Here is a 13,223-nt window from a genome sequence, read left to right on the forward strand (position 1 = left end):
GCGATCATGCGCCGCCTCCCGTCGATCGCGCTCCTCCTCGCCGCGCTGGCCGTCCCCTTGGCCAGCGGCCTCGGCGCGAGGCCCGCCAGCGCCAGCGTCGCCCATGAGTCGCCCTACACATTCGAGCAGACCTTCGGCACGGCGCTGCGCCTCGTGCGCGTCGATCTCGGCTTCAAGATCGTCGAGAAAGACGTCTCCAACGGCTACTTGCTCTTCGAGTACAGGAGCCCGGAGAGCGGCGGCAGGGTGACGCAGGGCGCGATCGAGGTCGTGAGCGGCCGCGCCGGCGTGCACGTCGCCGTGCAGCTCCCCGCGATGCCGCAGTACCACGAGCAGGTGCTCCTCGACGCCCTCGTGAAGAAGCTCGCCTCCGAGCACGGCGATCCGCCGAAGAAGGCGCCGCCGCCGCCCGTGGACGCGGGTGCCCCGCCGCCCGTGGACGCGGGCCCCCCTTCCGGCTGAGCGCAGCTCGCCGGCGCGCCGCCCCGGCCGGGCAGCGCTCGGCGCGCGCCTAGCCGCTGCGCCGTACGTACTCGAAGTCGACGGGCTTGCCCTTGAGCCCCTTCGCCGGCGCCGCGATCCAGTTCGCCATCTGCTTCGGATCGAACACGGGCTTCTCCATCAGGCTCCTCACGTACGCCTCGTCGCTCGCGGTCGGCAGCCACGCGTCGCGCCGGCGCTCCCACGCCTCCTTCGAGAGCGGGTTGCCGTCGACGTCGAAGTGGAGCCCCGCGTAGATCCCCGAGCTCCGGTGGAAGCGCCGGCTCGGCAGCCGCAGCCTGAACGGCACGCCCGCCTCCTCGATCACCCGGTTCATCTTGTCGATCCCGCGCTGCGAGTCGCTCACGTACTCGTCGCGCAGCACCTCGTTCATCGCGTTCCGGAGCGGCACCTCCTCGCGCCGCCACCCGGACACCGCGCCGCCCGCCCCCGCCACGGGCACGTCGAGCGCGTAAGCGCCGTCGATCGCCCGGTGATCCTCGTACGACTCCTCCTTCGCCCGGCCCTTCACGCTCGAGGCGAAGAACGACGCGGCGTTCGAGGAGATCTCCCCGCCGAAGAGATCGAGCGACACCGAGTACCAGAGGTTCAGGTACTTCTGCATCGTCGGCAGATCGACGCCGCCCTCGGCGCGCGCGTCCTCGTTCTTGTTGCGCTTCATCAGCTCGCACGTCCGCTGGACGATGCGGAGCAGGCCCGTCTCGCCGACGAACATGTGGTGCGCCTCCTCGGTCAGCATGAACCGCGTCGTGCGCGACAGAGGATCGAAGCCGCTCTCGGCGAGCGCGAGCAGCTGGTACTTGCCGTCGCGATCCGTGAAGTAGGTGAACATGAAGAACGAGAGCCAGTTCGTGCACGGCTCGTTGAAGGCGCCCAGGATCCGCGGCTTGTCCGGGTCGCCGCTCCGCCGCTCCAGGAGCGCCTCCGCCTCCTCCCGGCCGTCGCGGCCGAAGTGGCTTTGCAGGAGGTAGACCATCGCCCAGAGGTGCCGCCCCTCCTCGACGTTCACCTGGAACAGGTTCCGCAGGTCGTAGACGCTCGGGCAGCTCTGGCCGAGCAGCCGCTGCTGCTCCACGCTCGCCGGCTCCGTGTCCCCCTGCGTCACCACCAGCCGGCGCAGCATGTTCCGGAGCTCCCCGGGCACCTCCTGCCACACCGGCTCGCCCAGGTGATCGCCGAAGCCGATCTTCCGATCGGGCACCCGATCCGCGAGGAAGATGCCCCAGCGGTACTCGGGCATCTTCACGTAGTCGAAGTGCGCCCACCCCTCGTGATCGACGCTGATCGCCGTGCGCAGGTAGATGTCGTCCGCCTGGAAGCCCACGGGCCCCGTCTCCCGCCACCAGTCGATGAACTTCGGCTGCCACGCCTCGAGGGCGCGCTGGAGCTTCTTGTCCGACGCGAGGTCGACGTTGTTCGGGATCCTCTCCGAGTTGATGACTGCGCTCACGTCCGCCTCCAGTCGAATTCGGGGCGCTCCGGGCGCCCGTACATGGTCAGCGCGCCCCGCTGGCCCACCGCGTTGGGGCGCTGGAAGATCCAGTTCTGCCAGGCCGACAGCCGCGAGAAGATCTTTGTCTCCATCGTCTCCGGCCCGCAGAAGCGCAGGCTCGCCTCCATCCCGGTGAGCGCGTCGGGCGACAGGCTCACGCGCTCCTCGATCGCGAGCCGCACCTCGTCGTCCCAGTCCATCGCGTCCGGCGCGAAGGTGCAGAGGCCCTCCTCCAGCGCCTCCTCGGCGGACAGGAGGCCCGTCTTCTCCTTCAGCGCGGCCGCGCGCTCCGGCGCGCCCAGGAAGCGCGACGCGAGCCGCGTCAGGCCGTTCGACATCGTCAGCGGACCGAAGCTGAGCGAGCTCAGCGCGATCGTCGCGGCCGATGTGGGCGACGCGTCCTCTCCGCCGTCCAGCATGTAGGACCGGTCTGCCGCGAGGGCGAGCTCGAACAGGCTCCCCGCGAAGCACGAGCCCGGCTCGATCAGCGCGAACACGCTGCGCGCCGTGAGGTCGAGCCGCTTGAGCACGCGCCGCATGTGGAGCAGGAGCTCCTTCACGAACCAGTCGTCCCGGCTCGCCCACAGCGCCTCGTCCGCGGCCCGCACCGCGTCCGGAGAGCCGGTCGTCCTCAGGAGGACGAGGCCCACCGTCGGGTGGTTGAAGCGGAGATCGAGGAGCGCGTCGTCGAGCTCGCGGAACGCGCGGAGCGCCCACAGGTCCGCGCCGGCCCGGCGCATCCCGGCGGCGTCGAGCGGCCCATCGCGTCCGTCGCCGTCCGGCCCGAGCACGCGGATCTCCGCCGTCCGCGCGGCGCGGTCGACCTTCAGCGAGACGTGGCGGTAGTCGCAGGTGGACACGTCGCCGTCCTCGGCGCGCCGCGCCTCGAGCGGCGCGAGCTTCACCCCCGGCCCCGGCCTGTCCGGCGTCGCCGCCGCGAGCTCGGCGGCGCGCTGGGCCACCGCCTGATCGAAGCGGCTCCTCGGGATCGAGCGATCGACGAGGCCCCACTCCTGCGCGCGCTTGCCGCGCACCCCTTCGGCCAGCGTCGAGAACACGTCCGCGAGGTCGCGCCGCACCTTGCGCTTGTCCACGAGCCGCGTGAGCCCCCCCGTGCCCGGGAGCACGGCGAGCAGCGGCGTCTCCGGGAACGAGACGGCGCTGCTCCCGTCGTCGCACAGCAAGATCTCCTCGCACGCGAGGGCGAGCTCGTAGCCGCCGCCCGACGCGACGCCGTTCAGCGCCGCGAGGTAGCGCTGCCCGCTCTCGGCGCACGCCTCCTCGAGCGCGAGCCGCGTCTCGTTCGTGAACTTGCAGAAGTTGACCTTGAACGCGTGCGACGACGACCCGAGCATGTAGATGTTCGCGCCCGCGCAGAAGATCCGCGGCTGAGCGCTCGTCACGACCACCGCCTTCACCTCGGGGTGCTCGAAGCGCAGCCGCTGCACGATGTCGGCGAGCTCGATGTCGACCGCGAGGTCGTAGCTGTTCAGCTTCAGCTGGTAGCCGGGCCGCATCGGCGCGTCCTCGTCGACGTCCATCGCCACGCGCGCGATCGCCCCCTCGAACGAGAGCTTCCAGTGCCGGTAACGGCCCGGCTCCGTCTCGAAGCGGAGGGGCGGGCCCTCGCCGGATGAGCCCTCTTCCCGGGCTCGGGTCTGCGGCGCCGACGCCGCCGAAGGAGCAGAGGTGGTCGCTTCCATACCCGACGAGCCCACCACCGCGACGGGTCTCAGTCAAGCAGTATAGTTCTTGATGGCGCTGTTTTCATGAAATATAGTGCAGCAACGAGATGCCGCCCCGCCAGACATCGCCTCGGGAGCGCGCCGGGCAGAGCCAGGGCCCGGAGGCCGTCGCGGACGGCGCTGACGGTGGAGCGTCGCCGATCCTCGCGCACCTCGCCGGACGGCTCCGGCGGCGTCGCCAGGAGCTCGCGCTCACCCTGCGCGAGCTCGCCGAGCTCGCCGGGGTGAGCGAGCGCTTCCTGGTGCTGCTCGAGAGCGGGCGGGCGAACGTGTCCGTGGTGCGGCTGGAGGACATCGGTCGCGCGCTGGGCACCTCGGCCGCCGCGCTGCTCTCGGCGGGCGAGCTCGTCGAGGAGCATGCGCCGCGCGGCCCGTCGCAGGGCGAGGCGGGGGCGGCCGGCGGGGTCCTCGTCGCGCTGCTCGGCCTGCGCGGTGCCGGCAAGACCACGATCGGCGGCCGCGCGGCGGGGCGGCTCGGGGTGCCCTTCCTCGAGCTCGACGGGCTCGTGGCGGCCCGCGCCGGGATGAGCCTCGGGGCCCTGTTCGAGATCCACGGAAACGCCTACTACCGGCGGCTGGAGCGCGAGGAGCTCGGGCGACTCGCCGACGCGCGCGCCCGCGGGATCGTGGCCACGGGCGGCGGCCTGGTGACCGATCCGGCGACCTTCGAGCGGCTGCGGCGCTGCGCGGTGACGGTCTGGCTGCGGGCGAAGCCCGAGGACCACTGGCGCCGCGTGGTCGAGCAGGGGGACGCGCGCCCCATGGCCAACCGGGCCGACGCCATGAAGGAGCTCAGGGCGCTCTTCCAGGCGCGGCGCGCGCTCTATGAGCAGGCCGACTTCGTGGTGGACACGTCGGCGCTCGGACTCGCCCGCTCTGTCGATCGCGTGGTCAAGATCGCTCGTGAAGCTGGTAGAAGGGACGCGACGCGCTCGCCTTGATCTGGGGCGCGCTCCCCCCTTCCATGTCCATGCCGCGCATGAAAATTCTCTTCGTGGTGTCCGAATGCGTCCCCTTCAGCAAGACCGGTGGCCTCGCCGACGTGGCGGGCGCGCTGCCGATCGCGCTTGCCGCAGCTGGCCATGACGTGCGCGTCGTGATGCCGGGCTACCGGGTCGCCAAGCGCTACCTCGCCCGCCAGATCGCGCTCGCCGAGCAGCAGGCCGGGGGCAGCGGGGCGAGCGCCGCGAAGGCCGCCGACGCGCCGACGGTCGCCGCGGCGCAGGGCGGGGACGGGTCGTCTCCGGCGGAGCGCTTCATGCCGCACCGGTTGCCGGAGCCGCTCGGCGTGCCGCTCGGCGGGGGCGAGGCGTGGACCGGCATCTGGGAGACGCGCCTCGATCCCGGGACCCCCGACGCGCCCGCGCCCCGCGTGTACCTGCTCGAGCACGACGTGTTCTACGATCGCGACGGCATCTACGGGGACGCGCACGGCGAGTTCGGCGACAACCTCGCCCGCTACGGGCTGCTGTCGCGCGGCGCGCTGCAGCTCTGCCACGCCCTCGGCTTCTGGCCGGACGTCGTCCACGTCCACGACTGGCAGACGGCCCTGGTCCCGCTCTACCTCAACGTCCTCGAGCACCGCTCGCCGCTCGCGCGCGCCGCGTCGGTGCTGACGATCCACAACCTCGGCTACCAGGGCTGGTTCAACAAGATGCAGCTCCCCACGACGGGGCTCGGGTGGGATCAGTTCCACAGGTTCTGCCTGGAGGCGCACGACAGCATCAACCTGCTCAAGGCCGGCATCTACAACGCCACGCTCGTCTCCACGGTCTCGCCCAGGTACGCGCAGGAGATCCAGACGTGGGAAGGCGGCGAGGGGCTCGACGGCGTGCTCCGGGATCGCGGCACCGACGTGATCGGCATCCTCAACGGCATCGACGATTCCATCTGGAACCCCGCGACCGATCCCCACATCGCGGCGACGTACTCGGCCGAGGACCTGGGCGGCAAGCGCCTCTGCAAGGCGGCGCTCCAGCGCGAGATGGGCCTCGAGGAGCGCCCCGAGGTCCCGCTCCTCGGGCTCATCAGCCGCCTGGCGACCCAGAAGGGGATCGACATCCTCGCGGGCGCGCTCGACCACATCCTGTCGCTCGACGTCCAGCTCGTGGTCCTCGGCTCCGGCGAGCGCTGGGCCGAGGACCTCTTCTCGCGGATCGCCGGCTCGAGCGATCGCTTCCGTGTCCACGTCGGCATGAACGAGGGGCTCGCCCACCGCATCGAGGCGGGCGCCGATCTCTTCCTCATGCCGTCGCGCTACGAGCCCTGCGGCCTGAACCAGCTCTACAGCCAGCGCTACGGGACGCTGCCGGTCGTGCGCGCCGTCGGCGGCCTCGACGACACGGTCGAGAACAACGTCACGGGCTTCAAGTTCGAGGAGATGTCGTCGATGGCGCTCGGGAACACCGTCGCCTGGGCGGTGCACCTCTACCGCGCCGACCCGGCGTACTTCCGGACGATGCAGCTGCGGGCGATGAAGAAGAACTTCGGCTGGGCGCACGCCGCGCGGCAGTACGAGGCGCTCTACCGCCTCGCCATCTCCCGCCGCACCGGCCGCCCGCTCTGATCGCGCCCGCGCCCCCGGAGGGAGGCGCGGCGCGTTCAGAGCGCGCGGGCGGCGGCGCCTCCCTTTCCGGGAGGCGCCGCCCGGGGCGCGCTACTCCTTCTGCGGCGCGTCGGCGGGGGCGGCCGGCGCGGCCGGCTGCGCGGCCCCGGCGGCCTCGCGCGTCGCCGCCTGGCCCTTCGCCATGAGCGAGCGCGAGAGCGCCCGGTGCTTGCCCTCGATCACCGACACGAAGCTCGTGACGACCGGCAGGAACAGGGCGGGCGAGGAGATCCCCTGGTCCGTCAGCTTCGGCTCGGCCGCCTTCACGTCGCGGAGGAAGCCGTCGAGCGCGGGCGTCATGATCTTGGACCACGGGTCGGTCTGGTGGGTCGTGCCGTGGGTCTTGAGCGCCGCCGCCGATGTCTCCACCTTCTGGAGCGCGGTCTTCACCGCCGCGGGGTCGACGTTCTTGCTGGAGAGGATCACCATGAGCGCGCGCGCGTCCTCGAGGGCCGTGATCGCCGCCTTCTGGCCCTCGTCCGCCTTCGCGAGGTCGGGCATGTGCGACGAGTGCCACGAGGACACCGCGAGGCCGAGCTTGTCGGAGTGCGCGTCGAGCTTCTGGAAGTCGGCGATGAGCTTCGCGTGGAGCTCCTTGCCCTTCGCGAAGCTGTCCTTCTTGTGCTCCTCGCGCTGGTAGTAGTTGGCCGCCGAGGCGATGGTCTTCGCGAGATCGGTCGCGAACGGCGCGTACTCGGCGAGCGCGGTGTCCACGTCCGGCATGGCCGGCTCCTTGAGGCTGAGGGCGACGGTGCAGGCGCGCGCGTTGCGCTCGTGCGGCGCGCGCGCGCTGAAGTTGAACGGCCGGCGGTCGTCCTTGCCGGGCCCGGTCTTGGCGGCGGCGGCGCCGCCCGGCGCGGGCGCGGCGGCGCCGGGCACGGGCGCAGCGGCGCCGGGCACGGGCGGCTTGGCGGGGAGCAAGCCCTTGGGGGCGTCCCCGGCCTTCGCCTGCTCCTCGGTGCCGAACTTCGGGATCTTCTTCTCGCTGGGCTCGTCCTTGCCGAGGCTCGCGAGGTACGCGTCGCGGGCCTGTTTCAGCGAGAGCGTCCCGAAGTAGCAGACGTCGACGCGGTACTCCTTCAGCGACTGCGGGTCGACCTTCGTGAGCGGCGACACGGGCGTCCGCAGGCTCGCCTTGCCCTTGTTCGCCGCCGCGGAGCTTGCCGGCTCCGGCTGGGGAGGAGGCGGGTCCTCCTTGCAGCCGGCGGCACCGCTGGCAACGAGCACGAGCGCGATGGAACAGAGAGACCTGACGGAAATCATTCGGTGTGCCTCCTCGGCTGGCGCAGAACGGGCGCATCATGCCTAAGCCGGCGGCGCTTGCAACACCGGCCATGGGCGGGAACTTGCGGCGCTGGTCGGGAAAACCCCGGCTCCGGCCCCAAACCCGCGAGGTCTCCGGGTTCTTCCTGGCGTCCGCTGTGGCTGATGAAACGATCCGGGTCTAAGGTCGGCCGCGTGAAGCTGCGAAGCCTGACCCTGGACGAGCTGACCATCGACGACGAGCGCTCTTTCCGGCACGTCGCGCTCTACGACGATCTGAAGCAGGTGCTCCGGCGCGACGGGTACCGCTTCCGGGTGCCCGAGGGCGAGGCGAGCTGGGATCGCGTCGTCTTCTTGAACCTGACGTTCTGGAGCCAGAGTGAGCAGGGTGACCTGATCGCCAGCGAGCACGTCGCCGCGGACGTCGTGACGCACGTCGCATGGCACCACCTCGCCCACCGCGCCCTCCCCGCCGCGAGCGCCGGCGCTCCGCCCGGCGCGGAGGCGCTCCTGCTCGCCGAGTCCATCGCGAGCGCCTTCGATCTGTACCTCGTGGGGCGCCTCCTCGGGCACGCTCCGAACGCCGAGTTCCTGGCCACGCAGGTGCCGGCGATGGCCGAGGCGGCCGAGGCGAGCGGGCTCTCCGATGCCGGCTTCGAGGCGCTCCTGGAGAGCGTGTCCGCGGATCCGGAGCGCGCCTTCGAGGACCTCCGCGCCCTGCTCTTCGACGTGACCACGGCGCTCCTGCCCTGCGATCGCCTGAGCCGCGCGGCCGAGATCCTCTCCGGCTTCGACGCGCACCGCTTCGCCCCGCTCCTCCACCACTACGAGCTGTCGAACTGGCTCCTGTCGACCCGCGCTCCCGGGTCCCCGCCCGCCCCCGATCCGGTCGCCCGCGCCGTCGACGCGGCGCTGCGGAGCGCCGCGGTCTCGCTGGAGTGGCTGGAGCAGCGCTGGGTGCGCCCTCCCGCGCCGCTGCCGGTGAGCGCCGAAACGCCCTCCGCATAGGGCGGAACCTCGCGAAGGCTGGGGTGGAGGGGGTGGGATCCGGAGGAGCGGAGCGGGCGAGCCAGAGGGCGACCGCCCCGGTCACTTGCCAAGAAGATTGCGCGCCCTGACGAGCTGCGCGATTCTCCTCCCACGGTGCAACTCGCCTGCTCTGTCTGCAGGGCCTACGTGGAGATCGGGGTAGGACGCGAGATGCGTCCGTCCCTGCCGTTTGTCTGCAAATCCTGCCGTACGAAGAGCAAGCAGTTGGCGTCTGACCGGGGCGAGCCGCGGTCGTCCCCCTCGGTCGTTCCGAGCTCCGCGAGCGGGCGCGACCGGCGCGAACCGCCGAGCGAGCCGGAGCGGGGGAAGCCGTCCTCCGGTCGTGCGCCCGAGAGGGAGCCCGAGCTGCCCGGCGACCTGCTGGACGCCGAGACGACGCTCCCGGGCGCGGGCATCCAGCGCAGGCCGGCGCCCGCGGGCGACCCGGAGCGGCGCGCGACGTCGGCTCCGCCCGCGCGGAAGCGAGGGCTCACGCTCGCGGAGCGGATCGCGCAGCAGGAGCTGGACGCCGCGCCGGAGTCGAGCCCGAGGGCGCATCAGCTGGATGCGCTCGACGTGGCGGCGGAGGCCTCGCTCGAGCACGCGGTGGTGACGCCGGACGGCGGGCTGGGGCGGCGTGAGGTCCCGATGCGGCCTCGCACGTTCGCCGGCGTCCCCTGGGAGGACTCGCGCCGCGGCGGCGGGGCGGCGCCGTCGACGGGCGGCCGGAGCCCGTCGGCGCTCCCTCCCGCCGACTCCGATCCCGTCTCGATCCAGGATCTCGCGCAGATGCTCTCCCCCGGGGTCGAGCCGCCCTCGCTCTCCTTCGGGTCGGGGGCCGCCGAGGACGAGCGCGCGAGCCATCGCGCGCCGGCGCCCGAGGCCGCCGCGAGGCCGCGCGCTGTCGCACGGTCGCCGGTCCCGGTCCGGCCGCCGGCGCGGCGAGAGCACCGCGTCACGACGGCGGCGGTGCGACCGCGGTCCGCGGCCACTCCGCGCGCAGGCGCCTCCACTCGGCCTGTCGCGCCGCCGTCCGAGATGCCGCCGGCGCCGCTGTCCGAGATGCCGCCGGCGCCACTGTCGATCGACGAGGCCCGGCCGTCGTCTCACCGCTCGTCGCCCGAGCTCCGCCTCCAGGACGTGCAGGCGATGGCGGCGCTCGCCCCGCAGCCTCTGCCGTCCACGCGGCGCGTCCGGTCCGGCCTGGGACCCGCGGACGCCTCTCCGGCGGACCTCGCCCTGCTAGGGTCGCTCGCTCCGCCGCCGTTCGCGAGCCCGCCGCCTGTCGCGACCCCGATGCGCGCCGCAGAGGCGTCGCGGCCAGAGCGCGCGAAGCCGAAGGCGGCGGAGGCGCAGGGCGCCGCGGAAGGGCTGCGCGAGCAGGGGAGCGACGAGCGGCCCTCACGCGAGCCGCTGGCGCGCGCGAGCAACGCCCCCAGGGCGACCGCCCGTCCGGCGGGCGACCCGATCAGCCAGACCGATCTTCGGGGGCGCGCCGGTCGCAAGGAGGACTCGGGTCTGATCGATCTGCGCAGCATGGCGCCGCCGCCTGACGCGGCGGGTGAGGCGCGCCGCAACGAGAGCCGAGCCGACGAGGAGATCCTGAGCATCAGCGGCGGGCTGTTCGAGGGAGCCGGCGCTGAGCGCAGCTCGTCTCAGTCGTTCCCTGAGCAGCCCATCGAGCCCGACCTCGTGGCCGTCGAGGGGCACACGTCCTCCGAGGATTCCGAGGAAGAGACGCCGGTGCGCACCTCGATCACGGCCAGCTCCCTTGTATCCGAGGGGCTGCGCATCTTCTCGACGCCGGCGTCGCGCCAGTACATGGCGATCACCGGCTGGGTGACCGTCGTCTTCATCGTGTTCGGCGCCGCGCTGTACCTCGCGCAGGCCCACGGTCGATCGTCCAGCGCCACGGCGAGCCAGCCCGCGCCGGCGAGCAGCAGCGGCGCGCTCGCCGCCGCTCCGCCGGAGGCGGCGCTGCCGTTGCCGGCTGCACCTGCCCCCGCCGACCAGGCCGCCGACCGCGAGCCGTCCCTCGATGACGAGCCGATCGCGGACCTGCCGGCCGTCGCCCCCGGCGTCGCGGAGGAGGCGCCGGTCGCATCCGCCTCCGCCGTCTCGACGGGCAAGCCGGCCGCGTCGCCCCCCCCCGAGCCGGCGCAGGCGGGCGCTGCACCGGGGCCGGCGCCTCCGCCGAGCGCCGCGCCGGCGGCGAGCGTCGCGCCCGCGGCGGGCACCGCGCCGGCGGCGAGCGTCGCGCCCGCGGCGGGCACCGCGCCGGCGGCCAGCGCCGGCCCGCGTGTTGGTGAGGAGGCTCAGGCCACCGAGAGGCCAGCCCGGGACGCGGCGCCGGCCGCGCCCGAGCGCTCAAAGCCGGCGGTCAAGCCGCCGCCGGCGGCCTCGCAGCTCCTGCCGGCGAAGGACGAGCCGGCCCGCTTCGATCAGAGCGCGGCGAGCAGCGCCCTCGCGTCCGCGGCCGCCGCCGCCGCCGGCTGCACCGGCGAGGGGCTCACGGGCACGGCCCGCGTGGCCGTCACCTTCTCGCCCTCGGGCAAGACCATGTCGGCGCGCGTGGAAGGGGGCGATCTCGTCGGGACCGCCACCGCCGCGTGCATCGCCGCCGCGTTTCGCAGCGCCACGGTGCCGCCTTTCGAGGGGATCCCGGTCACCGTCATGAAGCAAGTGAAGATCCGCTGACGACGGGCCGAAAGCTTCCTATCCTCCCGCCGCTGTGCTGGTCGCGCTTCGGGTCAAAAACTTCATCCTGATGGATGCTCTCGAGCTCCGGCTCGAGCCTGGCTTCAACGTGCTCACCGGCGAGACGGGCGCGGGCAAGTCCATCGTCGTGGGCGCGCTCTCGCTGGTCCTCGGCGGTCGCGCGAGCGCGGAGCAGGTCCGCCCCGGCGCGGACGACGCCGAGATCGAGGCGCTCTTCGACGTGCGCAGCTCGGATCGCGCGATGGCGATGCTGGACGCCGCCGGCATCGCGAGCGACGGCGAGATCGTGATCCGCCGCGTGATCCAGGCGACCGGCCGTTCGCGCGCCTACCTGAACGGCCGCCTCTGCACCGCGGGCGAGCTCCAGGCGTTCGCCCCGGAGCTCGCCGACGTCGCCTCGCAGCACGAGAGCGTCGCGCTCACCGACCCGTCGACGCACCTCGGCTACCTCGATCGCTTCGGCCGTCTGGTGCCGGCGCGCAGCGAGCTCGCGGCGGACGTCAGCGAGCTCGAGGCGCTCACCGCCCAGCTCAGGGCCGCCCGCGAGCTGGAGCGCGGCCGCGCCGAGCGCGAGGCGTTCCTCTCCTTCCAGCTCCAGGCCATCGACGCGCTCTCGCCGCGCCCCGGCGAGCTCGCCGATCTCGCGGCCGAGCGCAACCGGCTCCGCCACGCGGGCCGCCTGCACGACATCACGCGGCGCGCGGCGTCCCGCCTCGATCAAGGGGACGACGCGATGTGCGACGAGCTCGCGCGCCTCGCCTCGGAGCTCCGGGCCGCCGCGGAGATCGACCCTGTCCTCGACGACGTCGCCCGCGCCGTCGACGGCTGCTGGACGGAGCTCAGCGAGGCGGCTCGCCAGATCGGCCGCTACGCCGAGCGCGCGGAGGCCGATCCGGATCGCCTCTCCGAGATCGAGGATCGCATGTACCGCCTCGAGGGCCTGCTCCGGCAGCACGGCCCCACGCTCGACGACGTGCTCGCCGCGCGGGCGCGCCTCGCGGCCGAGCTGGAGCACCTCTCGGGGGTCGAGAGCCACGTCGCGGAGCTCGATCGGCGGCGCGACGCCCTGCTCGCCGTCGCCGCGGATCGCGCCCGCAAGCTCTCGGCGAAGCGGCGGAAGGCCGGCGAGAAGCTCGGCGCCGCGATCTCGACGGAGCTCGCCGACCTCGGCATGGGCGGCGCGCGGGTGGTCGTGGACATCGAGCCGCACGGCGGCGACCGCGCCGCGCTGGTGGTCGACGGCGCCCGCCTCGGCCAGGACGGGATCGACCGCGTCGAGTTCCTCATCTCGCCCAACAAGGGGATCGAGCCTCGCCCCTTGCGCCGCATCGCCTCGGGCGGCGAGCTGTCGCGCGCGTTGCTCGCGCTCAAGCGCGTGCTCGCGGAGTGCGGGCCGGCGGGGCTCTACGTCTTCGACGAGGTCGACAGCGGCGTCGGCGGCGCCGTCGCCGACAAGATCGGGCGCGCGATCGGCGACGTGGCGCGCCACCACCAGGTGCTTTGCATCACCCACCTGGCGCCCATCGCGGCGTTCGCCAGCGCGCACTTCGTCGTCGCCAAGGAGAGCGCGGGCGGCATCGCGAAGAGCTCGGTCTCGCGCGTCGACAAGAAGGACCGCATCGCGGAGGTGGCGCGGATGCTGTCGGGCGCGAAGGTCACCGGCGCGTCGCTCAGGGCCGCGACGGAGCTCATCGAGGCAGCCCGCCTCTAGAGCGAGCGGCGGTCACCCGCTTCGGATACGGGCCCATCTCGGCGTCTTCGGTGCTCAGCGCACCGGAGTGCGCTTGCGCGCCGAAGACGCCGATCTGGACCCGTCTCCTGTGCGGGTGACCGCCGCTCTGCGACGGTCGTACCGAGGCGGGGCCGGCGC

At 73.2% G+C, this 13,223-nt stretch carries 9 protein-coding genes; 6 read left to right on the forward strand and 3 right to left on the reverse strand.

Translation table 11 applies throughout. The features are described from left to right. Positions 1 to 6: 6 nt before the first annotated feature. Positions 7 to 462 carry a hypothetical protein gene (locus tag WMF36_RS06065; protein WP_437578655.1) on the forward strand — a complete coding sequence of 152 codons (456 nt, stop codon included), beginning with the start codon at positions 7 to 9 and terminating at the stop codon, positions 460 to 462. 49 nt (positions 463 to 511) lie between these two features. On the opposite strand, the gene boxB is transcribed toward WMF36_RS06065, so the two are convergent. Both boxB and boxC read right to left on the reverse strand, forming a co-directional pair. Further along, a complete protein-coding gene (gene boxB, locus WMF36_RS06070; RefSeq protein ID WP_437578656.1) occupies positions 512 to 1,951 on the reverse strand; it encodes a benzoyl-CoA 2,3-epoxidase subunit BoxB in 1,440 nt (479 codons plus the stop codon). Beyond that, entirely contained in the window at positions 1,948 to 3,696 is a 1,749-nt protein-coding gene (gene boxC / locus WMF36_RS06075) for a 2,3-epoxybenzoyl-CoA dihydrolase (protein WP_437578657.1), read from the reverse strand. The genes boxB and boxC overlap by 4 nt, the downstream gene beginning before the upstream one ends. Before the next feature lie 89 nt (positions 3,697 to 3,785). Here boxC and WMF36_RS06080 point away from each other — a divergent pair, with 89 nt between their 5' ends. Both WMF36_RS06080 and WMF36_RS06085 read left to right on the forward strand, forming a co-directional pair. Next, positions 3,786 to 4,679, forward strand: coding sequence for a shikimate kinase (locus WMF36_RS06080; RefSeq protein WP_437578658.1), 894 nt, complete (start codon positions 3,786 to 3,788; stop codon positions 4,677 to 4,679). 29 nt (positions 4,680 to 4,708) lie between these two features. Continuing rightward, complete coding sequence (locus WMF36_RS06085; protein ID WP_437581858.1) at positions 4,709 to 6,304, forward strand: glycogen synthase; 1,596 nt, start codon at positions 4,709 to 4,711, stop codon at positions 6,302 to 6,304. A gap of 90 nt (positions 6,305 to 6,394) precedes the next feature. Here WMF36_RS06085 and WMF36_RS06090 read toward each other — a convergent pair whose 3' ends face one another. Continuing rightward, the gene (locus tag WMF36_RS06090; RefSeq protein ID WP_437578659.1) at positions 6,395 to 7,606 is read right to left on the reverse strand and encodes a DUF3829 domain-containing protein; all 1,212 of its coding nucleotides are present in this window, start codon (positions 7,604 to 7,606) and stop codon (positions 6,395 to 6,397) included. A gap of 195 nt (positions 7,607 to 7,801) precedes the next feature. Here WMF36_RS06090 and WMF36_RS06095 point away from each other — a divergent pair, with 195 nt between their 5' ends. From WMF36_RS06095 to recN, 3 genes are all read left to right on the forward strand, one after another. Continuing rightward, complete coding sequence (locus WMF36_RS06095) at positions 7,802 to 8,614, forward strand: hypothetical protein (RefSeq protein WP_437578660.1); 813 nt, start codon at positions 7,802 to 7,804, stop codon at positions 8,612 to 8,614. 246 nt (positions 8,615 to 8,860) lie between these two features. Continuing rightward, positions 8,861 to 11,332 (forward strand): hypothetical protein, encoded by a 2,472-nt coding sequence (locus WMF36_RS06100; RefSeq protein ID WP_437578661.1) that lies wholly within the window; start codon positions 8,861 to 8,863, stop codon positions 11,330 to 11,332. A 34-nt stretch (positions 11,333 to 11,366) separates the two neighbouring features. After that, a complete protein-coding gene (gene recN / locus WMF36_RS06105; protein WP_437578662.1) occupies positions 11,367 to 13,064 on the forward strand; it encodes a DNA repair protein RecN in 1,698 nt (565 codons plus the stop codon). The last annotated feature ends 159 nt before the right edge of the window (positions 13,065 to 13,223 follow it).

Origin of the sequence: Sorangium sp. So ce887, from assembly GCF_051521455.1 — a bacterium.
GTDB lineage: Bacteria > Myxococcota_A > Polyangia > Polyangiales > Polyangiaceae > Sorangium.